General features: G+C 65.1%; 19 protein-coding genes and 1 pseudogene. 7 read left to right on the top strand and 13 right to left on the bottom strand.

Annotated features, from left to right (window positions below; translation table 11 throughout):
- The first annotated feature begins 668 nt into the window (after positions 1–668).
- The 4 genes and pseudogenes from M3A49_RS09680 to M3A49_RS09660 all read left to right on the top strand — a co-directional run bounded on the left by M3A49_RS09680 (position 669) and on the right by M3A49_RS09660 (position 5607).
- Positions 669–1646 (top strand): LysR family transcriptional regulator, encoded by a 978-nt coding sequence (locus M3A49_RS09680; protein ID WP_266228491.1) that lies wholly within the window; start codon positions 669–671, stop codon positions 1644–1646.
- On the top strand, positions 1646–3115 hold the full coding sequence (locus M3A49_RS09675) for a flavin-containing monooxygenase (RefSeq protein WP_254354692.1): 1470 nt from the start codon (positions 1646–1648) through the stop codon (positions 3113–3115). Before M3A49_RS09680 ends, M3A49_RS09675 begins: the two co-directional genes overlap by 1 nt.
- A gap of 32 nt (positions 3116–3147) precedes the next feature.
- A pseudogene (locus tag M3A49_RS42660) lies at positions 3148–4256 on the top strand (CMD domain-containing protein).
- 46 nt (positions 4257–4302) lie between these two features.
- Positions 4303–5607: an MFS transporter gene (locus M3A49_RS09660; protein ID WP_254354695.1), complete on the top strand. Its 1305-nt coding sequence runs from the start codon at positions 4303–4305 to the stop codon at positions 5605–5607.
- A 67-nt stretch (positions 5608–5674) separates the two neighbouring features.
- On the opposite strand, the gene M3A49_RS09655 is transcribed toward M3A49_RS09660, so the two are convergent.
- The 4 genes from M3A49_RS09655 to M3A49_RS09640 all read right to left on the bottom strand — a co-directional run bounded on the left by M3A49_RS09655 (position 5675) and on the right by M3A49_RS09640 (position 9070).
- Positions 5675–6142, bottom strand: a complete 468-nt coding sequence (locus tag M3A49_RS09655) for a septal ring lytic transglycosylase RlpA family protein (protein ID WP_254354696.1) — start codon at positions 6140–6142, stop codon at positions 5675–5677.
- 195 nt (positions 6143–6337) lie between these two features.
- A complete protein-coding gene (locus M3A49_RS09650; protein WP_266228489.1) occupies positions 6338–6643 on the bottom strand; it encodes a DUF4148 domain-containing protein in 306 nt (101 codons plus the stop codon).
- A 408-nt stretch (positions 6644–7051) separates the two neighbouring features.
- The gene (locus M3A49_RS09645) at positions 7052–7252 is read right to left on the bottom strand and encodes a hypothetical protein (protein ID WP_266228488.1); all 201 of its coding nucleotides are present in this window, start codon (positions 7250–7252) and stop codon (positions 7052–7054) included.
- Between the two features lie 219 nt (positions 7253–7471).
- On the bottom strand, positions 7472–9070 hold the full coding sequence (locus tag M3A49_RS09640) for a tetratricopeptide repeat-containing glycosyltransferase family protein (RefSeq protein ID WP_266228487.1): 1599 nt from the start codon (positions 9068–9070) through the stop codon (positions 7472–7474).
- A gap of 451 nt (positions 9071–9521) precedes the next feature.
- On the opposite strand from M3A49_RS09640, the gene M3A49_RS09635 reads away from it, so the two are divergent.
- The gene (locus tag M3A49_RS09635) at positions 9522–10661 is read left to right on the top strand and encodes a porin (protein WP_266228486.1); all 1140 of its coding nucleotides are present in this window, start codon (positions 9522–9524) and stop codon (positions 10659–10661) included.
- A 126-nt stretch (positions 10662–10787) separates the two neighbouring features.
- Here the strand turns inward: M3A49_RS09635 and M3A49_RS09630 are convergent, their stop codons facing one another.
- From M3A49_RS09630 to M3A49_RS09600, 7 genes are all read right to left on the bottom strand, one after another.
- A complete protein-coding gene (locus M3A49_RS09630) occupies positions 10788–14135 on the bottom strand; it encodes an AAA family ATPase (RefSeq protein WP_266228485.1) in 3348 nt (1115 codons plus the stop codon).
- A 50-nt stretch (positions 14136–14185) separates the two neighbouring features.
- Entirely contained in the window at positions 14186–14911 is a 726-nt protein-coding gene (locus tag M3A49_RS09625) for a haloacid dehalogenase type II (RefSeq protein WP_266228509.1), read from the bottom strand.
- 133 nt (positions 14912–15044) lie between these two features.
- On the bottom strand, positions 15045–16757 hold the full coding sequence (locus M3A49_RS09620; protein WP_266228484.1) for an ABC transporter ATP-binding protein: 1713 nt from the start codon (positions 16755–16757) through the stop codon (positions 15045–15047).
- A 9-nt stretch (positions 16758–16766) separates the two neighbouring features.
- On the bottom strand, positions 16767–17744 hold the full coding sequence (locus tag M3A49_RS09615) for an ABC transporter permease (RefSeq protein WP_266228483.1): 978 nt from the start codon (positions 17742–17744) through the stop codon (positions 16767–16769).
- A gap of 13 nt (positions 17745–17757) precedes the next feature.
- Positions 17758–18738: an ABC transporter permease gene (locus M3A49_RS09610; RefSeq protein WP_266228482.1), complete on the bottom strand. Its 981-nt coding sequence runs from the start codon at positions 18736–18738 to the stop codon at positions 17758–17760.
- Between the two features lie 43 nt (positions 18739–18781).
- Positions 18782–20383 carry an ABC transporter substrate-binding protein gene (locus tag M3A49_RS09605; RefSeq protein WP_266228481.1) on the bottom strand — a complete coding sequence of 534 codons (1602 nt, stop codon included), beginning with the start codon at positions 20381–20383 and terminating at the stop codon, positions 18782–18784.
- A gap of 184 nt (positions 20384–20567) precedes the next feature.
- Positions 20568–20810, bottom strand: a complete 243-nt coding sequence (locus M3A49_RS09600) for a hypothetical protein (RefSeq protein WP_266228512.1) — start codon at positions 20808–20810, stop codon at positions 20568–20570.
- Here M3A49_RS09600 and M3A49_RS09595 point away from each other — a divergent pair.
- Positions 20701–21885, top strand: a complete 1185-nt coding sequence (locus M3A49_RS09595; RefSeq protein ID WP_266228508.1) for an LLM class flavin-dependent oxidoreductase — start codon at positions 20701–20703, stop codon at positions 21883–21885. The two genes, M3A49_RS09600 and M3A49_RS09595, sit on opposite strands and share 110 nt — an antisense overlap.
- 44 nt (positions 21886–21929) lie before the next feature.
- Here the strand turns inward: M3A49_RS09595 and M3A49_RS09590 are convergent, their stop codons facing one another.
- The gene (locus M3A49_RS09590; protein ID WP_266228480.1) at positions 21930–23282 is read right to left on the bottom strand and encodes an LLM class flavin-dependent oxidoreductase; all 1353 of its coding nucleotides are present in this window, start codon (positions 23280–23282) and stop codon (positions 21930–21932) included.
- A 28-nt stretch (positions 23283–23310) separates the two neighbouring features.
- Positions 23311–24546: an acyl-CoA dehydrogenase family protein gene (locus tag M3A49_RS09585; RefSeq protein ID WP_266228479.1), complete on the bottom strand. Its 1236-nt coding sequence runs from the start codon at positions 24544–24546 to the stop codon at positions 23311–23313.
- A 324-nt stretch (positions 24547–24870) separates the two neighbouring features.
- Between M3A49_RS09585 and M3A49_RS09580 the strand changes: the two genes are divergently transcribed.
- Entirely contained in the window at positions 24871–25935 is a 1065-nt protein-coding gene (locus tag M3A49_RS09580) for an ABC transporter substrate-binding protein (protein WP_266228478.1), read from the top strand.
- The last annotated feature ends 51 nt before the right edge of the window (positions 25936–25986 follow it).

The raw sequence follows: 25986 nt of genomic DNA, 5'->3' as shown, positions 1-25986 counted from the left end.
GAAGACGCAGCGGTTGCCAATGCAACCGCCACGCGGCAAGCCCAGGTCAGGAGGCGCGGCGCAAACCGGCTATGGGACTTTCCTCAACCGTTGAAGTCGAAAGCCACGCCGGGAGTGTGGCCGGACGCTGTCAATTGCAACCGTGACTATTCGCTGTCCGATAACAGGTCGTGCCGCCGGGCCCACGCGCGACGCCTTTTCCGTTGGCCGTCTTCGCCTCGCCGCCACGATTGTTTTGGGTCGTCCGAACGCCGTTCTGATTCGTCTGGGATGTCCAGGCGGTGCCCGTATTCCGGTTGTAACCGCCCGCGGAGGACCCATTGCCACAGACTGTTTGTCCACGGTTATTGGTCGCGCATTCCGCAAATGCGCTTGAACTGATGATTAAGCAAGCCACTAGCAATACGATCTTCATGGCGGTCTCCCGAAGGTTCTGCCAAAACGTGACTGGCGCATGATCGATGAAGCGTTGATCACCGTCCCGTCGCCGTCTCAAAGAGTGTAGGTCGTGTGCCAAGCGAAGGCCACCGACCGGATACCACTGCCCCTCGTTAGGGGAAACCCCTCTTCCGGAATAACGATAGGTAGATCAATTATTTGAAAATCGTATTCTTACCGCGTCAGAATGTGATTTCTGCATTCTTGTGCATCTCGACACCAACCGGAAGATGGAACTACGCCAGCTCGAAGCCTTTGCCGCAGTGATCACGACCGGCAGCGTCACCGCCGCCGGCCGCCTGCTGGGGCGCTCGCAGCCGGCGATCACGCGGCTGATCCAGGAGCTCGAAACCGAGGTCGGCTATGCGCTGTTCACGCGCAACGGCCCGCGCGTCACGCCGACCGGGCAAGGCATCCTGCTCTACGAGGACGTCGAGCACGTGCTGACGGGCGTGCAACAGATACGCAAGCGTGCCGGCGAAATTGGCCGCGGCGAAAGCCGCCCGCTGCGCATTGCCGCGACGTCCGCCCTCGCCGCCGGCCTTGTGCCCGTCGCGCTCGCGCGCACCGATCTCGCTGTCGCCGCGCAGACGATCCAGTTGCGCAGCATGGCCCCCGAACAGGTCGTGCACGATGTCCTGACCGGCGCGGCCGACATCGGTGTGGCGAGCCTGCCGCTTGAACATCGCGGCGTGGTCGTGCACTGGATCGGGCAATCCGCGTGCGTTGCGGCGCTGCGCGACGACGATCCGCTAGCCCGCTCCGACCGGCTGCCGCTGTCGGCCTGCGAGGGCCGGCGCATCGTCACGATGCAGAACCCGTATCGCCTGCGCCGCCGGCTCGATCATGCGTTCGCGCAGGCCGATGTCGCGCCGGCCGGACTGATCGAGACGAATTCGTCGATGAACGCGCTGACCGCGGTTCGCGCCGGTCTCGGCATCTCGGTGCTCGAACCGGTCACGGCCTACGGCATGCCGCTTGCCGGCGTCGCGATCCGCCCGATCGACGCCGACATTCCGTATTTCTTCGGCGTGATCTCGCGCGACGCCATCGCGCTGCCCCCCGCGGCCGTGACGCTCATCGACGCGTTCGCCGACGCAGCCCGCGCCGTGCTGCCCGATTTCGCGCTGCGCTCGAGCGCCGAGCACGCCCAAGTCCTGCAGTCGCTGTATGGCGATCTGCCCGCCACCAAGGAAGCTTTGCCGTAATGAATCCGACCACCCCGTCGTCCGCAGGTCTCGCCGCGCTCGAAGCCCGTCTGCGCGAGGATCTCGCGTGGCTCGAACTGCCCGCGAAGCGCTGGATACCCGAACGCACCCTCGAAGGCCGACCGGTGATCGACGTGGCGATCGTGGGCGGCGGTATGGCCGGGCTTGCGCTGGCTGCCGCGCTCGGCCATCTCGGCATCGACGCCGTCATCTACGATCAGTCGCCGCGCGGTTTCGAAGGGCCCTGGGCCACCACGGCGCGCATGGAAACATTACGTTCTCCGAAGCAGCTGACCGGCCCGGCGCTCGGCCTGCCCTCGCTCACGTTCCGTGCGTGGTTCGAAGCGCAGTTCGGCGTAGAGGCCTGGGATGCGCTCGACAAGATCCCGCGCCTGCAATGGATGGACTATCTGCGCTGGTATCGCGACGTGCTCGACATCGACGTGCGCAACGAACACCGGGTCACCGCAATCACGCCAGGCGCGCACGGCAGCGTCGCGCTGTCTGTCACGAGCGCCGCGGGCAGCGAAACCGTCCATGCGCGCCACGTCGTCCTCGCGACGGGCCGTGACGGCCTGGGCGGCCCTGCCGTGCCGGCATTCGTGCGCGATCTGCCGCGCCGCTTTTACGCCCACTCGTCCGATGTCATGGACTATGGCACGCTGCGCGGCAAGCGCGTCGGCGTCATCGGCGCGGGCGCATCGGCGATGGACAGTGCGGCCACCGCGCTGGAGGCAGGTGCGGCGTCTGTCGATCTGCTGATCCGCCGCGCGGACATTCCGCGCATCAACAAAGGCAAGGGCGCGGGCAATCCGGGCCTCACGCACGGCCATGCTGCGCTGTCCGATGAGTGGAAGTGGCGCATCCGCCACTACATCAACGTGCAGCAGGTGCCGCCGCCACGCGGCAGTACGCTGCGCGTATCGCGCCACGCCAACGCCCGCTTCAACCTCGGTGCGCCAATCACTGGTATTGAACAGGTAGACGACGGACTGATCATCAGCACACCGAAGGGCGACTTCGCACTGGACTTCCTTGTGTTCGCAACGGGCTTTCGCATCGATCTGGCGAGCCGCCCCGAATTCGCGCCGTTTGCGCGCCACGTCCGGGCGTGGAAAGACCGCTACGCGACGCCTGCCGGCGACGACGACATCGAGCTTGCCGATTCGCCCGACCTCGGACCGGTGTTCGAGTTCCAGGAAAAGACGCCCGGCGCGTGTCACGGCCTCGAACGCATCCACTGCTTTTGCGCGCCCGCGACGCTCTCGCACGGCGCGCTGTCGGGCGATATCCCGGCTGTCAGCGAAGGCGCGAAGCGGCTCGCACAGGGGCTTGCCGCGACCTTCTATCGAGAGGATGTCGAATTGCATTACGCCAACATGGCGGCCTTCGCCGAGCCGGAAATCGAAGGCGACGAATGGACGCCCGCGCCACCGCCTCCGGCACTCGCCGAGCGCGAAGCGAAATGAGCGCGTGAATCTGCCGTTTTCCGGAGTTGACCATGACATACGACACTGACGACATCGTCGATCGCGTTGCCGAACTGGCGCCCGACTCGCCCACCCGCGCATTGCGGCACCAGCGCGCCAAGGTGGTGGAAGCGACGCAAGGCAGTTACGACGCGCTGTTCGACCCCGCGCTGGAAGGCCTCACGCTAGTCGAGCGGTTGCTCGTCGCGCTTTACGCGAGCCGCCTCGCGCCTTCACCGGCGCTCGCTGTCCACTACCGCGCGGAACTGGCCGCACACGAAGTCGATGCGGCGACGCTCGCCGCCGTGGAAACGGGGACGCCCGAGGATCTCTCTGCGCCGCGCCTGCGCGCGATCCTCGCGTTCACTCGCACGCTGATCGAAAATCCGGTCGCCGGCGACAAGGCCGCGCTGCAGACGCTGCCCGCCGCCGGCTTGACGACGCCGGCTGTCGTCGCGCTCGCACAGCTGATCGCCTTCCTTTCGTACCAGACGCGCCTCGTCGCGGGTCTGCAAGCCCTCAAGCAGCTGGAGCGTGCATCATGAGCGACATTATCCGATCGCACGGCTTCACGAACGAAGCGCTGGACTGGGACGCGTGGCTCGACGTCGTCGACCTCGACCAGGCCACCACGGGTCAGATCGCCGTGCTCGAGGAAAGCCACCCCAAGGCAAAAGTCTCGGACTACTACCGGTTTCTCGTCCATCAGCCCGAAATCCTGCGACAGCGCTCCGCCGCGTTCAACGCGATCATGTACGCGCCCGGCGGCTTGCCTCGCGCGGAACGGGAGCTCTCGACCACCGTGGTTTCGCGGCTCAACGGCTGTGTGTATTGCGCGTCGGTGCACGCCCAGCGTTTCGAGCAGCTCGCCAGGCGCAACGACGTGATCCGGCAGGTGTTCGCCGATCCTCACAGCGCCGGCACGACCCGGCGCGAAGAGGCGATCGCCCGCTTCTCGGCCGCGTTGACCGAGCACCCGAACGAGATCGGGGCGGCCCAGTTGCAGGCATTGCGCGAGGCCGGTCTAACGGATGCCGAAATTCTCGACCTGATCCATTCGATTGCCATATTCGCGTGGGCGAACCGCCTGATGCTCAATCTCGGCGAACCCGTGTTTCCCGAACCGACAGCCGCCTCCTGACCGGTCAACGCTGGACCGTCCTTCAACCAATACCCGGGGATAGCCGATGGGCACTCAACCTGGCATCAAGCCTGTCATTGTGGCCGCCGTGCTGGCCAATGCGATGGAGTGGTTCGACTTCACCATCTTCGCCGCGATGACGCCGATCATCAGCAAGCTGTTCTTTCCGGCCTCGCACGGCGCGGCGGGCGGCGATCTGAACGCGATCCTGCTGACCACGGCCCTGTTCGGCGCGGGTTTTTTCATGCGGCCCGTGGGCGGCGTGCTGCTCGGTCTCTACGGGGACACGTATGGCCGCAAGGCGGCCATGACGCTCGGCATGGGCATCATGGCGCTGGCCGCCGCGATCATGACCTTCGCGCCGACGTATGCAACGGCCGGTCTCGCCGCGCCGCTCCTGATGCTCGCGGCCCGGTTGCTGCAAGGGTTTTCGATAGGCGGCGAATTCGGCACGTCGACCGCGTTCCTGATCGAACTGGCGCCGCCGAATCGAACCGGCTTCTACGGCTCGTGGCAGATGAGCGGACAACTCATGTCGACGATGCTGGGCGCCGCGCTCGGTATGGTGGTCACGCAGGTGTTCACGCCCGGGCAGCAACTCGCGGGCGCCTGGCGCATCCCGTTCGCGGTCGGCCTGCTCATCGCGCCGCTGACCATCTATCTGCGCCGCCACGCAAGTGAAACCTATGCGCGCATCCACGCAACGCCGCATGCCCGCGCGACGGAGGCGGCCGCCGCCAGGCGCGGACTGTCCGACTATCTGATCGGGATGGGCATGGTGGTGGCGAGCACCGTCACGTTCTACGTCACGTTCGGCTACACCGTCACCTATGCGAAGCAGGTGCTCAAGCTGCCCGTATCGGAAAGCTTCATGGTGCAAATGATCGCGGCCATCGTCATGCTGATCGTCACGCCGATCGCGGGCGCGCTCTCCGACCGCTACGACCGCAAGACGCTGCTGGTCGGCTCGCTGGGCGCCTACCTGGTGGCGATCTATCCGCTCTATGCGTGGATCGTGGCGGCGCCGTCCGTCTCGCGGCTCCTCGTCGCGCAGATCGTGATCGGCGTGTTGAGCGCGACGTTCCTCGGCGTCTATTGCACGACGCTTGCCGAGATGTTCCCCAAGCGCACGCGCGCGACCTCGCTTGCGGTGGTCAATAACGTCGTCGTCCTGATCTTCGGCGGCTTTGCGCAGACGTTCGTGACCTGGCTCATCATGCTCACGGGCTCGCCCCTGGCGCCGGTGCTCTATGTGATGATCGGCATCGCGCTCAGTCTCGTGGCCGTTGTGGCGCTGAAGCCGGGTCATTTCAGGCGGGGTAGCGCAAACGCTGCTCAAACCACCGGATGAGGCAGCGGGCTTTTCCAGGTTGAAGGGGGTGAGGACTGGCGCGTGCCGTGACGCGGCCCCCCTCACGTCACCTTTCTGTCGTCAGGATTCCGTCGCCGTCCGACGCCGTCTGTGCGTTCGACGTGTTCCCTACACGCTCGATCTGCACTTGCATCGACCGTGCGTCGGTCAACCCCAGCGCTTTCGCCGCGGCATAAGAGAGATCGATGATCCGGCCTTTCACGTAGGGGCCGCGATCGTTGATGCGCACCACGACCGACTTTCCGGTTGCGACCGATCGGACGCGCACATAGCTGCCGAGCGGCAAGGTTCGATGGGCAGCAGTGAATGCGCCGGTATTGAAGCGCTCTCCGTTTGCGGTCTCATGCCCCTGGAACTTCTCCGCATACCAGGATGCCTCGCCAGATTGCACCACCTCGTGCCGCATATGACAGGATTCACCCCGGCACGCCGCTTGCCGGGACGCCATTTGTCCGCAAGCTGTGAATAACGCACAGATTGCGAAAACGCTCAAATAGCGCAGTGATGGCGTCATGGACCACATGTCAGTGAGTGAGCAATGGCTCAACGTTCTCAAAGGTGCTGAGCATACCGCGTGCCCGGCCGATATAAAATCCTGGCAACTTTTCAGGTTTCATGCAATGGGCTCGCAAGTCCGACCCTCTTTTCGTGGCGAGCCCCCGAAAAAGCCCCCCTCGATACGGAGGAAGGGCCTCGCCAACGCAATGGCTTACTGGCCGAAGTAAATCGGCTTCATGCTGTCACCGGCGGTAGGCGCACCCGACGCCGACGCACCGCCCGCCATCCCGCCGTAACTGCTCGCGCCGTTCTGCGCGGCCACGCGTGCTTCGGCAGCCTGGATATCGGCTGGATAGTTGGTGTTGTCGCCGTCACCTGGGCGGTAGCCCGCCTGTTCGAGCTGGACAAGCTCGGCGCGGACCTGCTCCGGCGTCACGGCGCTGTTCGATTGTGCGAACGAGACAGCCGGAGCGGCCATGACGGTAAGGATAACGAAGGTTTGACCAAAGAATTTCATGATGAGGTTCCTCTAACGATTGCCACGTAGGGTGCGACAAGCTTGAACTGATGCGCAGGTTCAATACGCTCTCGCAAATTTTCCCGCGCCCCCGCTGGCCTCCATTACTTGACGGAGGCCTGATTCCCCGTTCGTTGTGTCCGCCACGTTTTTGTTTGCACTGCCCAGCGACCTGTGTCGAATCCACCCGAAGCGCAGGCTGCACCGTGGGTCCGTTGCCACCATGCATGATGATCGAAATTGCGCAGAAAATCGGCGCGGCGACGCTCTCGGAGGTAGTGCGCCGTCACGCCAGCCACCGCGATCGCGAGTACGATCGTGCCGGCGGCCATACCCAGCCAGGTTGGGTCCACGTCAGCCTCCCCGATTACACCGCAGCGCTTGCGCGCCTCATGTGTCGTTGGACGCTCAGCCGTGGTAGTAGCCGTCGCCGACGGAGTTTTCCAGCACGCCGTCGACATACACGCCAACCGGGTCGCCATCGGCGGACGTGAGCAGCGAGCCGGGGTGCTGGCCGATGATTTTGATCCGGCCACCCTGGAACCTGGCCATCTCCCGGTAGTCGAGTTCTACCGACTTTTGAAGGTCGCGGATGATGAGCGTGGTCATGATGGGTCTCCTGGAGCAGGACGATTGCAGGAACAGGCATGCGGCAAGCCGCCTGCAGCACGCCATGCAGATGTCATGCCAACCGGGAGCGCTCCGCGCAGCGCCCTTCCCGACGTGCATCGCGATGATGCGAGTCTGGGCGCGCCCATCACCTGGCCAGGCGATGTTGGGCAATCGCCAACAGGCCGGCCGCGTCGCGCGGCAGTCGGCCAGGTACGGTCATTCGTGGGCAGCCTGGCGCGCGGCGATCCCCGCATCGAGCGCCGTGCGCAATGCGCTCACCACGTCGGCCCACTCGCCGCGGCGCGTTTGGCGGAACAGACGCGCATCCGCGTACCACGGGCTGTCGTCGCGATTCAGTTGCCAGCGCCAGTCCGGTGTGAACGGCAGTGCAATCCACACGGGCTTGCCGAGCGCGCCCGCCAGATGCGCGACCGCCGTATCGACGGCAATTACCAGATCGAGTTGCGCGACGAGCGACGCCGTCGCCGAAAACGTCGTCAGGCGCGCGCCGGCGTCGATCAGCCGGCCACCCTGCACGAGTTCGTCCATGCATGCGCGGTCACCCTCGCGCAACTCTTTTTGCAGCGACACGAAGCGCACATCGGCGTCGAAAAGCGGCAGGAGTTGCGCAAGCGGTATCGAGCGATTGCGATCGTTTGCGTGCGTCGTGCTGCCCGACCAGACCAGGCCGACGCGCAGCCGCCGATCGTCATTGTCTTCGGCGCCACTCACGTCGGACCACAACGCGCGCGCCGCGGCGTCGGCGTCCGCGCTGAGATACGCGCCCGAAGTCGCGAAATCCGCTTCGCGCAGCGCGAGTGCGTGTGGCAGGCTCAACATCGGCACGTGGTAGTCGTACGCAGGCAGCGCGGACGAATCGCCAATTACGCTGGCTGCGCCCGCCAAGTTCTGCAGCAACGGCAGCAGCGCGTCCTGCACGCGCACGACCACGTTCGCGCCTTTCGCGTGCAGGCGGCAGACGAAGCGCACGAACTGCAAGGTGTCGCCGAGACCTTGTTCTGCGTGCACGAGCACGGTCTTGCCCGCAAGCGGCTGGCCCTTCCATTGCGTCGCGTCGGGGAAATCGTGCGTCATCGTGCCGTCGCGCCAGCGCCATTCGTATTCGCGCCAGCCGTGCTCGAATTCGCCGAGCAGCAGATTGGTCTGCGCGCGATTCGTGCGCGCACCGGCGTCGTTCGTGTCGATCGACAATGCCTTCTTGAACTGGCGCAGCGCGTCGTTGAAGCGATGCAGATCGCGCAACGCGACGCCCAGGTTCACGTACGCGGCGACGAAATTCGGCTTGAGTTCGATCGCCCGCCGATACGCGTCGAGTTCCTCGTCGTAGCGGCCCAGCTCGCCGAGCAGCGTGCCGCGGTTGTAGTGCACTTCCGCGGCGTGCGGATAGCGACGCGCGAGGCGCGCGAGATACGCGAGCGCGGCCTCGGCCTCCTCCAGCTGGATAAGCGACATGGCCGCGCCGTGCAGCGCTCCGGCCTGATCGGGCGCGAGCGCCAGCAGGCGTTCGTAGAGCGCCACGGCTTGGATGTGACGCTGCGCGAGCTGGCAAATGCGCGCGGCCTGCTGCAACTGCTCCGGAAGCGTTGCGGCCGGTTGTGCTGCGCGCCAGGCGAACTCGGCGGCGCCCGCGTAATCCTCGCGCGCGGCGTAGACGAAGGACATCGCTTCCAGCGCACCCACGTGATCGGGATGCGCTTGCAGGATCGATTGCAGGTCGTGCTCCGCGGCGTCGATGCGGCCGGCGGTGAAATGCTGCTTCGCCTGGGCGAGCAGCGCGACGATGGTGTCAGTCATGGGTACGCGGGGCGCTCGCGCCCGAATGCATGGATGAGGGCTCAAGGCGGCATTTTACCTCAGCCGCGCCCGCTCAGTTTCGTCGCACCCCGTCGCCGGGAGTCTTGCCAGGGAACCGCGCAGTCGATTTGAAACGTGGAACAACGCGTATTTCTTCGCGTTATTCATTCACGGTAATGATCGGGAATATGGATTGCAAAATATTTCCAGAAATTACGATCAAAATACGATAAATAGCGCGTTCACATTATCGCATGGGCGTGATGAAAGTCCCTTGTTTTACCGGATATTTCGATCTCTCAAGCTGCGTATGTAATAGTCTGGAACAGGTAAGGCAATGTTAGCCAATAATCGTGGCAGGCATGCCACGATTTCTGAAAATCATTCCGGATATCGCGTTATGCTGCGCGCTCGCTCGCATTCGAGCGATAAACAAAGCAATGGAGTCACGATGAAAAAGAACACCCTATCCGCTCTCGCAGTCGCCGCAGCTTCTTTCGCCAGCGCTGCACACGCGCAAAGCTCGGTTACGCTTTACGGTTTGATTGACGCGGGCGTCCTGTACACGAGCAACCAGTCGGGCAGCTCGAACGTGCAACAGTCGAGCGGCGCACTCAACGGCAACCGTTGGGGCCTGCGCGGTAGCGAAGACCTCGGCGGCGGCCTCAAGACGATCTTCGTGCTCGAGAACGGCTTCAGCATCTCGACCGGCGCGGCGAAGCAAGGCAGCCGCATGTTTGGCCGCCAGGCGTTTATCGGTCTTTCGAGCGACCAGGCCGGCGCGGTCACGCTGGGTCGTCAGTACGACAGCGTGGTCGACAACCTGGGCGGACTGTCGCTGAACGGCACGCAGTACGGCGGCACGCTCGCCGCGCACCCGTACGACAACGACAACCTCAACAACTCGTTCCGCGTGAGCAATTCGCTCAAGTACCAGAGCGTGAACTACGGCGGCCTCAAGTTCAATGCACTGTACGGCTTCTCGAACGCCGCCGGCGGCTTCGCGAACAACCGCGCATACAGTGTCGGCGCCACGTACTCGTTCGGCGGCCTCAAGGCAGGTGCGGGCTATCTTCAGCTGAACAACTCGGGTTCGACCATCAACAGCAGCGGCGCGGTCAGCGACGACGCCACCTTCTCCGCTTCGCGTCAGCGCACCTACGGCGCCGGCCTGACCTACGCCTTCGGCGCAGCCAACGTGGGCTTCGTCTTCACGCAAACGCAGCTGAGCAATCTCACGGCCATCAACTCGTCGAACTCGGGCTCGAGCTCGACGACTTCGCTCGGCGGCAACAGCGCGCGCTTCAGCAACTATGAACTCAATGGCCGCTATGCGTTCACGCCGGCGTTCACCGTGTCGGGCGCTTATACGTACACGGACGCGAGCCTGGAAGGCGTGAATCCGAAGTTCCATCAGTTCACGCTGCAGGGCGACTACGCGCTTTCGAAGCGTACCGACCTGTACGCCGAAGCCGCGTATCAGCGTGTCGTGGATGGCGAGGGCAAGATTCACGCGGACATCATGGGCGTTTCCGCGTCGGATTCGAACTCGCAAGCCGTGGCGACCGTGGGCATTCGCCATCGCTTCTAACGCGACGATCGCTCGCAACGTGAGCGCCGCGCAAGCGGCGGACTAAGCATGGGCGGGCAGACGTTTCGGCGCCCGCCCGCCGATGTGCTTTCCCGATACGCCACGCTGACGCGCAAACACAGACGATTATCGATTCAGGTTCGTCGCGAGCGCGTCAAGCAATTCCCTGGCTTCTTGCAAGTCTGCCGTTCCGAAACCTTCCGTGAACGAGTCATACACAGGAGCGAGTATCTGCCGGGCTGCATGCATGCTTCCTTCTTCCTTAAGAAGCGTAGCCAGGCTCAACGCCGCACGAAGTTCGAGCGATCTGGCACCCCGGCCGCGAGCCGTTGCGATGGCTTCGTTGAAACTCGCCTGCGCTGCATCGCGCTGCGCGGCTGCGCCGGTGGCAAGACCCGCTGAAAGCAGCGACAACTTGCCTTTCAGGCGGTACAACTCGGGCTCGTGATACCGTTCGTCCGACGTTTCGCAAGCCGAGAGTGCCTCGGACAGCGCATGTTGCCCGGCGTCGCGCAAACCCGCCCTTGCATAGGTTTCAGACAACAACGCCAGAAAGTACGAGCGGCCAAGGCGAGCGCCTGTCGCTTCATAGTCGGTGAGACCCCGGCGCACTTGCGCAATCCCCTCTTCTTTTTTCCCTGCCTCCGATAGCGCCCAGCCGTGGAGCATGGTCGCCCACGCGAGAATCATCGGAAAGCCTTGCTCCGTCGCAAGGGCGATGGCGGCCTCGGCGCAGGCATCAGTTTGCGTGGCCTCGCGACGCAATTGATGAAGCTCGGCCTTGAAAATGAGCGTTTGTCCGAGACTGACCAGATCGTGTAACGAGCGGGCGCGAGTGAGCGCTTGTTCTGCATGCCTTAACGCCCCGTCCGGGTAGCCCATATGCCAAAGAACGAGGCCCAGGCTGCCTTCGCCCACGCTTCGCGGATCCCGCCCGTGCGCAAAGATTTCCTCATCGAGGTGCCCGGCGTCCTGCAGCAGAGAAGACTTCGCCAAGCCGGCCAGGTAGGCATGTGCGGATGGAAGCTCACCGAGCCTGAACAAGCTCATGCCGAGCAGATAGTGCGCTTCCATGACTTGCGTGGGATTCTCAGCGCGCTCTGCCAGTTCGAGCAGCCGCTCGGCGATTTCTTTGGCCGTTTTATATTCAGCGCTCAACTGATAAAACATCCGCAGCCCGGTTTGAGCGCGGAACAAATGCGGCGTTTGCCCAGCCAGCCTGCACAGCTCCAGCGCGCGCGAATACGTCGCCTCCACGTCGCGCGAGGCCCATCCTCTCGCGGCCATCAGGGCTGGCCCGATGGCGAGCCGCAATGCGAGCTCCCGATCGGCGCGTTCGGGCGTTTCAGGCAGGCCTGAGAGCAGATCGAGCGCCATGCCGAGTTGGCGAAGCGCCTCGGAGTTTGCCGAGCGCTGCCACGCCTGTTGACCGGCGCGATGCAAATACTCGACCGCTTTCGGTACGTTGCCGCTGAGGCTATAGTGATGCGCGAGTTCGTTCCAGTAGTCCTTGATGCGTCCATCGAATAGCGCCTCTATCGCCTGACCGATGCGTTCGTGCAGCAGCCGGCGACGCTCGGCAAGCATCGAACCGCCCGCCACTTCCTGCGTCAACGCATGCTTGAAGCCGTATTCCACCGCCGGAAAAGCGGGCTGCTCGTAAATGAACTCCCCCGCTTCCAGACGTGACAAGCTCGCGTGCAGTTCGTCGTCGGACAGGTCGACGACACACCGGACAAGATTTTCCGGGAACGTCTTCCCAATCACCGCGAGCGTCTGCAATAAATCTTTGTCTACGGCGAGCAGCCGATCGATACGCGACGCGAGCACGCCCTGCACCGTGGTCGGGATATGTAGCGCAGCCGGCGCCACTTCCATGCGGTAGTGGCCAGGCGCCCCCACGAGCACGCGTTCCTCGGCCAATGTCTGCACCACTTCTTCAATAAAAAACGGATTGCCTTCCGTCTTGTCGAGCACATGCTGCTTGACGCCAACGAGCGTCCGGTCGTCGCCGACGAGCGCGCTGATGAGCCCCTGTGCGTCGGCACGATCCAGCGGCTCCAGCACCCGTTGCGCATACCCGGCGCGATCGCCCCATTCATGCTGATACTCCGGGCGATAGTTCAGCAGCAACAGAAGGTGCGCACTCGATACGCGCTCAACGAGGTAAGCAAGGAAGGCTTGCGTCTCGCTGTCGAGCCACTGCAAGTCCTCGAACACCAGGACCACGGGTTCGTTCGCGCTTTCGCGCACGAAGAGCTGCGTGATCGCCTCGAACGTGCGGTCGCGCCGGATTTGCGAATCCATTTGCGCAAGAGCCGGACCGGGTTCACCGATCGCAAGCAGATGAAGCAAATACGGCACACCGTCCTCGAGATTGCGGTCGAGGGAGAGCACCCGGCCCGTCACCTTTTCGCGGCATCGCCGTTCGTCGTCTTCCGATGTGATCTGAAAGTAGTTCTTCAGCAATTCGACGAGTGGCAAATACGCGAACGACTTGCCGTGCGAGACCGAGAATGTCTCCACCACGAGGCACCCTTTTAGCGCCGAGCGTTTGAACTCGTGAAAAAGCCTCGATTTCCCCACGCCCGCTTCGCCGACTACGCCGACGATGCTGCATTGCCCGGTTCGCGTCGCATCGAGCGCTCTGCGCAGTGATTCGAGTTCAGGCTCGCGTCCGACGAACCGGGCCAACCCGCGCCGCTCGGCCACTTGAAGACGTGTGCGTAGCACGCCCGGCCCCTGCACCTCGTAGACGGCAAGCGGTTCGACCACGCCTTTGACCTGTGTCTGCCCCAAGGCCTTGAACTCGAAATACCCCTCGGTCAGCCTGTAGGTGGACTGGCTCACCAGTATCGATGCCGGGGTAGCAATGGCTTCCATGCGCGAGGCGATGTGGATCGTGTTGCCGACCGGGTCATAGTCCGCTTGCAAGTCGTTCTTGTGGATGGAGCGCATGAGAACCTCTCCGGTGTGGACACCCACCCGGATCTGCAAGGGAATGCCGCGCTCGAGGCGAATGCGGTCGCTATGACGACGCATCGCCTGCTGCATTCTGAGCGCCGCGTAGAGCGAGCGCTGCGGATGATCCTCGTGCGCGATCGGCGCGCCGAACAAGGCCAGAATGCCGTCGCCGAGCAATTTCGCTACGAAGCCCTCGTAATGGTGAACGGCCTCCATCATCAACTCGAGGACGGGAGCGATCAGCCGATGAGCCTCTTCCGGATCCAGACCGTATATGAGTGCCGTCGAGCCGGCCATGTCCGCAAACAACGCGGTAATGGTCTTACGTTCGCTGACGGCCTTGCCGCGGGCTTCGAGCGCCGCCTGCGCAGCCTGGACCTGCTCGGCCAGGTGCGAAGGCGTGTAATCGGCAGGGGGCCGCAGCGACGGCATATGAGCGACGATGGTGCCGCACTGCTCGCAAAATCTCGCGCCGTCGCGGCATTCGAAGCCACAGTTTGTGCAGCGCATATGGCCCCTGATCTCGAGAGACGTCCTCCATGGCAACTACCATTAAAAGCTCAATCTATCGAGGCATCAAGCTGACTCGCAAGCTCGTTTAGATCGTTCACCACGAAATCCCAGGCCTCTTCCGCCTTCAGGTCGGTTTTCTGATCGGGACCGTGCTCGGTCGGCCGCACGACGAAAGCGGTCGAAAGGCCGAGCCGGCGCGCCGCGGCCAGGTCGCCGTTATGCGCCGCGACAAGGCACAGTTCGGCGGGCGCGAGACCCAGAATGTCCGCCGTCTCGCTGTACACCTGCGGCGAGGGTTTGTACGCGCGCACCACTTCGGCGCCGAGAATGGCGTCCCATGGCAGACCAGCGCGCCTGGCCACATCCACCATGAGCCGGATGTTGCCGTTCGACAAGGGGGCGATGATGAAGCGACGTGTCAGGCGATTCAGCGCCTCGACCGCGTCCGGCCACGGATCGAGACGATGCCAGGCCAGGTTGAGTTCGTCGATCTCGGCGTGAGTCACGCCGGCAATACCGTGATGCGCCAGCACCTTCACGAGATTCTCGCGATGCAGCACGTCGAGGCGCACGTAGGGCCGGCGTCCGCTGCGGATTTCCTCCATGGAAGGCGAATACTCGCGCCGCCAGGCGTCGGCGAACTCGAAAGCATCGAGGTTCGGCGCGTGGCGCTGCAGAAAAGCGGCGGCTTCCCTCGCGACGCCGCTTCGCCAGTCCACAACCGTGCCGAAGACGTCGAATACAAGAGCCTTGATTTCGGTAGGGTTCGTCATAGGGGCCAGAATTGGGAGTGGATCGGAGCACGGCACGGCGAACCGCGTCGGCCAACCGGCAAAGGCGGCGCAATGCACATTGAAGCACTCAAACCGGATTCACGCTGACTGCTGCGCCTCTCCCCTGCGCGCTTCAGGCCGCTTCGGCCTCCAGTTCGCGCCCTGGAATCGCGGCGAGCAGCGCACGCGCATACGGGTGGCGCGGCGCGCGCCAGATGTCCTGATGGTCGCCGCTCTCGACGACCTTGCCCTCTTGCATCACGTGCACACGGTCGGCGATGTAGCGCACGACCGAAAGATCGTGCGAGATGAAGAGCATGGAAAGCCCCAGCTCGCGTTTGAGTTCGACGAGCAGATTGAGGATCTGCGCCTGGATCGAGACGTCCAGCGCCGATACCGGCTCATCGCAGATCAGCAATGCGGGTTCGAGCACGAGCGCGCGTGCAATGCCAATACGCTGACGCTGCCCGCCCGAGAATTCATGCGGAAAGCGCGCGAGCGCCGCCGCGGGAAGGCCCACGCGCTCGAGCGCCGAGCGCACACGTACACGGCGCGCCGCTGCGTCGCCAACCCCATTCACGCCCAGCACGGTTTCGAGAATGTCGCCCACGGTGCGGCGCGGATTCAGCGATGCATAGGGATCCTGAAAGACCATCTGCACCTTGCGCCGCAACGGCCGCAACGCGCGCTCGCGGAGCGGGACGAGTTCGGTGCCATCAAGCGCGATCGAGCCGCCCGCAACCGGCACGAGGCGCATGATCGCGCGCGAAAGCGTGGACTTGCCGCAGCCCGACTCGCCCACGAGCCCGACCGACTCGCCCCGGCCGATATCGAACGAGACGCCGTCGACGGCGTGGAACGCCGGTGCGCCATGGCGCTGCGGGTACGCCACGCGCAGGTCGCGCACGGCGAGCAGCGGCGCGGCGTCCGTCGCCTGAAGGTTCGAAGCGGTACGCTCGGGCGCCTTGCGCGGCACTACCACGAAGCCCGCCTCCTCGCCGGTGTGATCTGCCCGATCGGCCGCTGCCGTGTGGCGGATTTCCGGCAAGGTCCACGAGCGGTAGTGCAGATCATCGGCGAGATTGAGCGAAGCGCCCAGGAGCCCTCGCGTATAGGCGTGGCGCGGACGCGCAAAGAGATCCGCCGTCGGCGCTTCTTCGACCTTGCGCCCGGCCAGCATCACCGCCACGCGGTCCGCATGATCGGCCACGACGCCCAGGTCGTGCGTGATCAGCAGGAGCGACATCGACAGCTCGCGCCGCAGCGCATCGAGCAGTCCGAGGATGCGCGCCTGGATCGTCACGTCGAGCGCGGTGGTGGGTTCGTCGGCGATCAGCAGACGCGGGCGGCACGCCACGGCCATCGCGATCATCACGCGCTGTCGCTGGCCGCCCGACAGCTCGTGCGGGTAGTCGTCGAAGCGGCGCTGCGGCTCGGCAATGCGCACGAGATCGAGCAGTTCGACGGCGCGCACGCGAGCGGCCCGGCGCGACAGCGCTTCGTGCTGGCGCAGCGTCTCCACGATCTGCGCGCCGACGCTGAGCACGGGATTCAGCGAGGTCATCGGCTCCTGAAAGATCATCGAGATCTGTTTGCCGCGCAGCTCGCGCACCGACCTGGGCGGCAAGCCCAACAGCTCGCGCCCTTCGAAGCGCACGCTACCCGTGACGCGCCCGGGCTCGGGAACGAGCTGCATGAGCGAAAGCGCCGTGGCGGATTTGCCGCTGCCCGACTCGCCCACCAGCGCGAGCGTCTCGCCTGCCGCGATGTCGAAGCTCACCCCGCGCACCGCTTCGTGCGCCCCAAAACTCACGCGCAGATCGCGCACTTCAAGCAATTGGCTCACGAGACACCTTTACGGTCGTTGCCGCTGGCGCGGATTGAGGGCCTCGGCCAGGCCGTCGCCGAGCAGATTGAGGGCGAGCACCGCAAGCACGATGGCCGCGCCGGGAATCGCCGTGAGATACCACGCCGTGCGCAGCGAATCGCGGCCGGCGCCGATCATCGCCCCCCAGCTCATGACATTGGGGTCGCCCATGCCGAGGAACGACAGCGACGATTCGATCAGGATCGCGCTCGCCACCATCACCGAAGCCGTGACGATCACGGGCGGCAGCGCATTGGGCAGGATTTCGCCAAAAATGATGCGCGTGTTGCTGAACCCCTGGCTGCGCGCCGCGAGCACGAATTCCGAACGCCGCAGCGTACGGAATTCCGCGCGCACGATTCGCGCGACCGTGGGCCACGAGGCAATGCCAATGGCGAGCGCGATCACCACCACATTGGGCCGCCCGATCGCCACGAGCACGATCACCAGCAGGAAGGACGGCACGGTCTGGAACAGTTCGGTGAGACGCACCAGCGCGTCGTCGACCAGGCCTCCGAAATAGCCGCCGATGGCGCCCACCAGCGTGCCGATCACGAGCCCGATGCCTGCCGAGGCCGCGCCGATCAGCAGCGAGACGCGCGCGCCATGCGCGATGCCGGCCGCCACGTCGCGCCCGAGCGAATCGGTGCCAAGCCAGAATTGCGGGTCGCTGCCCGGCCATTCGAACGGCCCACCCACCATGTCGAGCGGGTCGCCCGGATAGAGCCGCGGCGCGAGCACGGCGAGCACAACGAATGCCGCGAGCAGCGCCATGCCTGCGCAGGCCGAAGGGTTGCGCAGCAGCGCGCGCCAGAAAGCGTGTCCGGAGCGGCGTGTGGCTGCGCTTTCGCGATCGGCGCCGCGGCGGCCAAGCAGCGCGAACGCCAACCGACGCCGCCACGGCGAACCCTGGCGCGCGGCTGCGCTTCGTGCGTCAACCGGCAGATCCGGCGATTCGAAACTCATTGAGGTTCCTCCGTTAGCCAACGCGCGGATCGAGCCACGCCTGCAGCAGATCGACCACGACGTTCGCGACGATGACGAGCAGCGACGACAGCAGCAGCACACCCAGCAGCACGCTGAAGTCGCGCGCCAGCACCGCATCGAGTGCCAGGCGGCCCAGCCCTGGCCAGCTGAATACGGTCTCGGTCACCGCCGCGCCGCCAAGCAGCGTGCCGAAATGCAGCCCCACGAGCGTGGTGAGCGGCATCAGCGCGTTACGCAGCACGTGCCGCAACGTCACGCGCCACGGATGCAGACCTTTCGCGTGCGCCGTGCGCACGAAGTCCTGGCGCTGCACTTCGATCATCGCGGCACGCGTAATGCGCGCGTAGATCGCGACGAAGAAGCTGGCGAGCGTCGCTGCGGGCAGCAACACGTGCCTCGCGACATCGGCGACGTAGGCGAAGCCGTGCAGGTCCGCCCCGATCGTGACGTTGCCGCCGCTCGGCAGCCACCCTAGCCGGACCGCGAACAGAATGATGGCGAGCAGGCCGATCCAGAACCCAGGCGTCGAATAGAACAGCAGCGCGAACACCGATAGCACGCGATCGGGCCACTTGCCGGCCCAGTGCGCCATCACGGCGCCGAGCACCACGCCGGCGACGAGCGCGAGCGAAAGCGCCACGCCCATCAGCAGCAAGGTGTTGGGCAACCGCGAAAGAATCAGCTGCATCACGGGCATGTCGTAGCGTGGCGAATAGCCAAGGCTGAAATGCGCGAGATGCTTCAGGTACGTCGCGAGCTGCACGAGCAAGGGCTGGTCGAGCCCGAACTTCGCGCGCAGCATCGTCATCGTTTCCGTCGTCGCGGAGCCGGCTTCGCCGGCGATCACGTCGGCGGCGTCGCCCGGCATCAGCTTGAGCAGGAAGAAGTTGAGGATCACGATGCCCAGCACCGTGGGCAGCGCCTGCCAGGCGGTGCGGCGCAGGATCGTTTGCCAGCGGGCGCTTCGGCTCATCGTCGGGCTCCTTTGCGGGTTGCGATGCGCGGCAGGCGCGCAGTCAGGCGCTCAGCCAGACATCGGCGAAGTTCCCTTCCAGACCCTGCGCGCTCACCGTGTGATCGTGCGCGCGCCGGTTGGCGAGCGTGACCATGCGCGGCGCGACGAGATTGAGGATCGGCAGATCGCGGTACACGGTCTGCTGGAACTGTTTGTAGAGGTTCACGCGGCGGCTTTCGTCGATTTCGACCGACGCCGCTTCGAGCAGACGGTCCGCTTCCGCGCTGCTGTAATGCGGCGCATTCGAGAACGGCACGCCGGGGCGGATATTCTTCGACCAGTAAAGGCGCTGCACGCCCACGGCCGGATCGAACAGCGTGTTGACGCCGATGCTCGTGAAGTCGAACTGGCGGTCGGCGTAGACACGCTTGAGAAATGACGGCAGATCCTGCGAGCGCACCGTGACGTCGATACCCACGCGCGCGAGCGCCGATTTCACGTAGCCGGCCTGGCGCTGGTACATGTCGCCATACGGCAGGTAATCGTGCGTCAGCCTGAAGCGCACACCATCCGCGCCGCGCGGCTTGCCTGCCGCATCGAGCAGCGCCTCGGCCGCATGGGGGTCGAACGCGTAGGGCGTGATCTGCGCATCGTGATACGGCGAAGCGGGCGTGATGGGCGTGGGCGAGACGTCCGCATAACCGTAGGCCACGGTCTTTTGCACGACCTGCGCATTGATCGCATGCGCGATGGCCTGGCGCACGCGCGGGTCCTTGAGCACCGGATGATCGAGATTGAAATCGATCTCGGCCAAAGGCTCGAGGAAGCGATAGCCGCGCGTTTCGGTCACGAGCAGCGGCAGTTGCGTGAGGCGCGGCAAGTCGGTGAGCGGCACGGGATTCTCGCCGCCCAGATCGAGCGCGCCGGTTTCAAACGCCGCCGAGCGCGCGGCCGGATCGGGAATGACTTTGTAGACGAGCGCATCGATATACGGCTTGCCCGTGTCCCAGTAGTCGGGATTGCGCTCGTACACGATGCTCGCGCCGCGCGTCCACGACTTGAAGCGAAACGGCCCGGTGCCAATCGGCGCGTTGTTGTGCGGGTTCGTAAGCGGATCGCCCGTGGCGTACAGGTGCTTCGGCACGATCGGCGACTCGCCGGCCGAAAGCGCCTTGAGCAGAAATGGCGCGGGCTTCGACAATTCGATGATGGCCGTGCTCGCGTCGGGCGTCTGCACCTTCGTCACGTTCGCAAAGGTACTGCGTCCGCGCGGGTGAATCGCTTTGAGCAAATCGACCGAGAACGCCACGTCCGCGGAAGTGAACGGCTGACCATCGTGCCAGCGCACGTTCTGCCGCAGCTTGAACGTGTAGCGCAGACCGTCGGGGCTCACACTCCAGGCGGTAGCCAGCTGCGGTTGCGCTCGCAGGTCGAAGTCATAGGCAAGCAGTCCTTCCAGTACCTTCGAGCTTGCGGCGAGCGCCGGTCCCGTGGTCTGGAAGATCGACACCAGCACGGGCGGCTCGGGATTGATCAGCACGTTCAACGTGCCACCGCGTTGGCGCGTAACGGCGCCCTGGGCGCGGGCGAGCGCTGGCAACCCCGCTACAGCGGCGGCCGCGCCGCTTGCAACAAGAAATTCTCGACGGGTCAAACGTGACATGCTGATGCGTTCCGATATCAATGAGGCTAAGCGAGGCTAAACGTTGCGATCTGCGAGAGCCGGGGAATTTCGCGCCGTGGCGACAATGCTGCAATCGTAGCAACGGCCTCCTCGCGCGCTAACCAAGCGATGCTGCTATCCATATGACCGGTGCGCCGAACTGCAAACGCAGCAGCACCACAAATCAATTGGAAAGCAGAAAAGCTTCTTTGTTATTCGCGCGCGGCGCGTGTTTAATCGATGGATCGACCGATCGACCAGCACGGCGCCCGGCGCCGCAACGAACTTCCAGGATGTCTGTCTTGAGCGAAAATTCCGTGGCCGCGCGGCGTGCACCTTCTGTTGCATCGACGCCCTTTGTGTCCGTAGCCTCCCCCGCCGCCTTTTCCGATAGCCCGGTGGCGCGTGCCTTCGCGCAGCCGCTCATGCTGGGACTGTTCCTGCCGATCCAGGCTGGCGGATGGAGCGCATCGACGCTGCCGCGCGGAACGGACTGGTCATTCGACTACAACGCCGCGCTCGTACAGAAGTGCGAAGCGCTCGGATTCGATCTCGTTTTCGCCCTGTCGCAATGGCTGCCGAAAGGCGGCTATGGCGGCGTGTTCGACGGCCATGCGCTCGACTCGTTCATGACGCTGGCGGCGCTGACCGCGCGCACCGAGCGCATCATCCTGGCCGCCACGACCCATGTGCTCTACGGGCCCTGGCACCCGCTGCATTTCGCGAAGTTCACGGCCACGCTCGACCACATCTCGCGCGGACGCTGGGGCATCAACGTGGTCACGGGGCACCGCGCCGTCGAACACGAAATGTTCGGCTGGAACCGCATCGAGCACGACCGGCGCTATGAGATGGCCGCCGAATTCCTCGACGCCGTGCAGCAGTTGTGGGCGCAACCGGACAACTTCAGTTTCGAGCCGGAACTTTCGGGCTGGCGCCTGCAAGGCGCGTACGTCACGCCCAAGCCGCGCTATGGGCGCCCGCTGCTCATCAACGCGACCGGCTCCGACGCGGGGATCGACTTCGCCGCGCGCTACTCCGACGTGGTGTTCATCACGAGCCCGGCGGGATCGCAGATCGATCGCGCGCTGGAAGCGCTGCCCGCGCACACCGCGCGTGTGAAGGGCGCGGCGCGCGCGTATGGGCGCGAGGTGCGCACGCTGATCAATCCGATGGTGATCTGCCGCGAGACCGCCGCCGAGGCGCGCGCCTATCACGACGCCATCGTCGCGCACGCCGACGAAGGAAGCTTTCACCGCTTCGACAGCGACGCGCACGCATGGCGCGGCGGTCTCGAGGATCGCGCGAAGGCGGCCTCACGCGCGGTGGGCGGCAACACCGCGATCGTGGGCTCGCCCGATGAGGTGGCCGACAAGATCATCAAGCTTCACGCGGCAGGCATCGACGGCGTGCAACTGAGCTTCTACGATTTTCAGCCTGACCTCGATTTCTTCGGCGAACGCGTGCTGCCTCTGTTACACGAGGCTGGCCTGCGCCGCTGAATTGCGTGCTCGCGGCGCCCGAAGCGCGCCGCGCAAGCCCCGCGTCAGGCGCGTTGAAGTTCCGCGCCAATCGCCTCCCCACGCACGCCCGGCCGTTCGAACCCGAGATGCGAGCGCAAGGTGTTGCCTTCGTATTCGGTTCGAAAGAGCCCACGCCGTTGCAGGATCGGCACCACGCCGTTCACGAACGCCTCCAGCCCGTCCGGCAGCGCGTCGGGCATGAGGTTGAAGCCGTCGGCGGCCTCGCCCTTGAACCAGTGCTCGATATCGTCGGCGATCTGCTCAGGTGTACCGACGATCACGCGATGCCCGCCGCCGCCCGCGAGCGCGCGGATCAACTCGCGAACCGTGTGGCCGCCTCGCCGCGCCTCGGCGATCGTGGCCTGAAAGAACGTGTGATTGCCGTTGCCGCCGTTAGGTAGCGCGAGGTCCTCCGGCAGGCGCGCATCGAGGTCGAGCTGATCGGGCGACAGGCCCAGCGTGCCGGCCAGGCGCGTGAGACTGTAGCGCCACGGAATCTGCTCGACGAGTTCGTCGCGGCGCCGCAGCGCCTCAGCCTCGGTCGCGCCGACGATGGTCGTGAGGCCCGCGAGCACCTGCACGCCCTGCGTGCGCCCGTATGCCGAAGCGCGCGCATTGAGGTCGCGCCGGTACGCCACCGATTCCTCGAACGACTGCGAAGCGGAAAACACGGCCTCGGCGTGTCGCGCTGCGAGATCGCGGCCATCCCCCGATCCGCCCGCCTGCACGAGCACAGGATGACCTTGTGGCGCACGCGGAAGATTCAGCGGCCCCTGCACCCTGAAAAAGCGTCCGTCATGCGCGACCGGCCGCACCTTCGTCGCGTCGATGAACCGGCCGCTCGCCTTGTCGCCGATGAAGGCGTCGTCGTCCCAGCTGTCCCAGAGGGCCTTGACGAGTTCCGTGAACTCCGCAGCCCGCGCATAGCGCTGCGCGTGATCGGGCACCGTGTCGTGGCCGAAATTACGCGCCGACGGCAAATCGGCCGTCGTCACGACATTCCAGCCCGCACGGCCGTGACTGACGTGATCGAGCGTGGCGAAGCGGCGCGCGATGTTGTAGGGCTCGTTGTAGCTCGTCGAAGCCGTGCCGATCACGCCGATATGCGTGGTCGCCGCCGCAATGCTGGCCAGCAGCACCGTGGGCTCGAGCGCCGTGATCGGACGGAAGTCGATCTGGTCGATGATCGCCGCGTTGTCGGCGAGAAAGACCGCGTCGAACTTCGCGCGTTCGGCCAGTTGCGCAACCCGCACATAGTGCGCGACGTCGACGAACGCGAGCGGATCGGCATCGGCAAGACGCCACGCCGATGGCACGAAGCCCGAATGCAGGATATTGACGTTCAAATGCAGGCGGCGCGACGTAGTTCGGCTCATTTTCTGGACTCTCCATGGATCATGGGTTTCAAAATACGCGGCCTTCGGTGAGGTGCGTCGTCACGCCGTTCAGGGCGTAGTCGCCCACCACACGCGCTTTGTGCAGCAGCGGGTTGTGACTGAAGATCGTGCGCAGGTTGCGCCAGTGCCGGTCGAAATTGTGCGCACGCGAAGTGGCCGACGCGCCGCCGGCCTCGAACAGGCGCTCGCCGGCTTCGAGCGCCAGCTTGCTCACCACGAGCTGCGTGCGGGCCGTCGCCAGCGCGCCTTCCAGCACGAGCTGATCTGCGTCCGGCGCACCCGCGCGGATCGCCTGCGCCGATCGATCGAGCGTGCGGGCGTTCTCGCGCACCAGCGCGTCGATCGCATGACTGTGCGCGGAGAGCGTGCCGACGACCTGCTGAATGAAGGCGTCCTCGCGCGCGGAGGGCGCCGTGCTGTGCAGTACGGGGCGGCCGTGCTCCAGCACGTAACGCCTCGCATCCGCGACCACGTTGCGAACGATGCCCGCGGCCACCGCCACGAGGTGGAGCTGCCGAAGCGCGCCGCCATGACGGCCGGCGAGTGTCGTCAGGCCGCGTTCGGTGATCTCGTCCGCACGCACCAGCAGATTCTCGAACACGAGACTGCCGCTCGCCGTCATGCGCTGCCCCATGCCGTCCCAGTCGTCGAGCACCGTGAGCCCTTCGCGCCGCACCGGCACGATGGCCACCACGGGCTGGCCCTCGTCGTTCAGCACGCTCAAGCGCGCGTAATCGGAAAAGGCCGTGCCGGTCGAATAGTATTTGCGGCCGTCGAGCCGGTAATGCTCGCCGTCGCGCCTGAGCGCCGTGGTGTATTCGCCCGGACGCGACGTACCCAGCTCGGTCGAGGCGCCCCCGAAAATGGCGCCGTCGATCACGCGCTGGATCTGCAAATCGTTGAACGGCGTGGGAGCCGAAAGCAGCAGCGCTTCGGTCTGGTCGTAATGAATCCGCAGCGCGTGCGCGAGATTGCTGTCGGCCGCGGCCAGCGTCGCGATCACATCGAATTCGTCCACGAGCGAGCCGCCCAGGCCGCCCCACTCCACCGGCAGCCTGAGGCGTCCCAGCCCTGAGCGCCGGAACGCGTCGAAGCCCTCGAAAGGCAATTCGCGGCGCGCTTCGCGCGCGGCCGCGTCGTTGCCGATTTCATTCGCAAGCGCGGGCAAGTCGGCGAGCGCCTCCTGCAACGACAAACTGGCCGCGCGAGCGCGCACCGGAAGTTGAGTGGGAAGAGCGGACATGGAGTTTTCCTTTTTGTCAGGCCCGCGAATGGATTGGATTCCCGGGCGGCCACAAGGCGTTTTGCCAGAAGGAAAAGTATAGGGAGCACATAGCGTGCGACTAACCACCGAATTCGCATTTTGTTATTCGCCTGTCTGCATTGGCCCGCAGTCCATGCAATCGGGCAGCACGAGGTTGCGGCCAAAGCAAATCACCTCCGCGCGCGGACCTATTTCACGATTCGTTCTTTGACCTGGCCGCAGGCGCTTGACGATAATCGATTGCTTCATGCCGCCCGCGCAGAGGTTCTGCGCGATGCGCCTGTTCGCGACCGAGGAATCTTCATGACGCTGCTCTGGTACACCCGTTGCCCTGCGCCGACGCCATTTGGCATTGCCGCGCAGCAAGGATTGCTGCAGGAGGAATTCGCCGCCGACGGCATCGAAGTGAGGGCATTGCAGGACGCCGACGACCCGGCCATCCGCCGCTCGCATTTCACGCATACGCAGCCGTGGTCGTTTCGTCAGGGCGGCAACATTCCGGCGCTATGGGCGCGGGCGCAAGGCAGCGAAACGCGGCTCATCGGCGTGAGCTGGGTCGATGAGTTTCAGGCGCTCATCACGCTCGATCCGCACCTCACGCCCACGCGCGCCTCGCTCGCCGGGCGTCGATTCGGATTGCCGATCAATACCGCTGGCGGAGTGGTCGATTTTCACCGCGCCACTGCGCTGCGTGGCTTGCATACGCTGCTTGAGGCCATCGGCGTCTCGCCAGCCGACGTCGAGAGCGTGGATCTGCCGCACGAACCCCGTGGCCTCGCCCACGCAAAGCCCGACGAATCCGCAGCGCTCGCTGAGTGGCTAGATGCGCAGCGCGCCCACGAATTCTCGCGCGAGACCGCGGCCCTGCTGCGCGGCGAAGCCGACGTGGTGTTCGTCAAGGGCGCGACGGGCCTCGACATCGCCAACGTGCTCGGCGCGCGCGTGCTGGTCGAAATCAGCGCGCATCCCGACCGGCGGGCGCACGCGAACAACGGTACGCCGCGCCCGCTCACGGTCGATGCGCAACTCCTGCGTGAGCGTCCCGACCTGGTCGAACGTGTGCTCGCGCGCACGCTCGACGTGGCCGCGTGGGCCGGCGCACATCCCGGCGAAATCACGCGCTATGTGGCCCGCGAAGTGCGCAGCGCCGAGCACTGGGTCACACGCGCCTATGGCGCCGGCCTGCCCCGGCAACTCGCGATCGGACTCGATGCCGGGGCACTCGATGCGCTCGCGCACTTCAAGCGCTTTCTCTTCGAGCACGGCTTTATCGCGGCGGATTTCGACTTCGCACACTGGGTCGATCCGGCGCCGCTCGAGGCGGCGCTGGCGCGGCGCGCGGAGCGTGGCAGCGTGCTCGCTGGTTAACCCAAGGGGCGCTGCCTGCCAGCGCGCATTTTCTCCAATCGCCTGTTGCCG

This window comes from Paraburkholderia sp. CNPSo 3076 (genome assembly GCF_026343935.1).
Lineage (GTDB): Bacteria > Pseudomonadota > Gammaproteobacteria > Burkholderiales > Burkholderiaceae > Paraburkholderia > Paraburkholderia nodosa.
Note: the sequence above shows the minus strand (reverse complement) of the source record. Positions and strands in the feature narration are given on the sequence as shown.

What these genes read in the sequence shown, in the direction of transcription:
- M3A49_RS09680 (WP_266228491.1), top strand. Translation starts at nt 669, where the DNA reads ATGGAACTACGCCAGCTCGAAGCCTTTGCCGCAGTGATCACGACCGGC.
- M3A49_RS09675 (WP_254354692.1), top strand. Translation starts at nt 1,646, where the DNA reads ATGAATCCGACCACCCCGTCGTCCGCAGGTCTCGCCGCGCTCGAAGCC.
- M3A49_RS09660 (WP_254354695.1), top strand. Translation starts at nt 4,303, where the DNA reads ATGGGCACTCAACCTGGCATCAAGCCTGTCATTGTGGCCGCCGTGCTG.
- M3A49_RS09655 (WP_254354696.1), bottom strand. Translation starts at nt 6,142, where the DNA reads ATGACGCCATCACTGCGCTATTTGAGCGTTTTCGCAATCTGTGCGTTA.
- M3A49_RS09650 (WP_266228489.1), bottom strand. Translation starts at nt 6,643, where the DNA reads ATGAAATTCTTTGGTCAAACCTTCGTTATCCTTACCGTCATGGCCGCT.
- M3A49_RS09645 (WP_266228488.1), bottom strand. Translation starts at nt 7,252, where the DNA reads ATGACCACGCTCATCATCCGCGACCTTCAAAAGTCGGTAGAACTCGAC.
- M3A49_RS09640 (WP_266228487.1), bottom strand. Translation starts at nt 9,070, where the DNA reads ATGACTGACACCATCGTCGCGCTGCTCGCCCAGGCGAAGCAGCATTTC.
- M3A49_RS09635 (WP_266228486.1), top strand. Translation starts at nt 9,522, where the DNA reads ATGAAAAAGAACACCCTATCCGCTCTCGCAGTCGCCGCAGCTTCTTTC.
- M3A49_RS09630 (WP_266228485.1), bottom strand. Translation starts at nt 14,135, where the DNA reads ATGCGCTGCACAAACTGTGGCTTCGAATGCCGCGACGGCGCGAGATTT.
- M3A49_RS09625 (WP_266228509.1), bottom strand. Translation starts at nt 14,911, where the DNA reads ATGACGAACCCTACCGAAATCAAGGCTCTTGTATTCGACGTCTTCGGC.
- M3A49_RS09615 (WP_266228483.1), bottom strand. Translation starts at nt 17,744, where the DNA reads ATGAGTTTCGAATCGCCGGATCTGCCGGTTGACGCACGAAGCGCAGCC.
- M3A49_RS09610 (WP_266228482.1), bottom strand. Translation starts at nt 18,738, where the DNA reads ATGAGCCGAAGCGCCCGCTGGCAAACGATCCTGCGCCGCACCGCCTGG.
- M3A49_RS09605 (WP_266228481.1), bottom strand. Translation starts at nt 20,383, where the DNA reads ATGTCACGTTTGACCCGTCGAGAATTTCTTGTTGCAAGCGGCGCGGCC.
- M3A49_RS09600 (WP_266228512.1), bottom strand. Translation starts at nt 20,810, where the DNA reads ATGAGCGGCTGCGCGAAGGCACGCGCCACCGGGCTATCGGAAAAGGCG.
- M3A49_RS09590 (WP_266228480.1), bottom strand. Translation starts at nt 23,282, where the DNA reads ATGAGCCGAACTACGTCGCGCCGCCTGCATTTGAACGTCAATATCCTG.
- M3A49_RS09585 (WP_266228479.1), bottom strand. Translation starts at nt 24,546, where the DNA reads ATGTCCGCTCTTCCCACTCAACTTCCGGTGCGCGCTCGCGCGGCCAGT.
- M3A49_RS09580 (WP_266228478.1), top strand. Translation starts at nt 24,871, where the DNA reads ATGACGCTGCTCTGGTACACCCGTTGCCCTGCGCCGACGCCATTTGGC.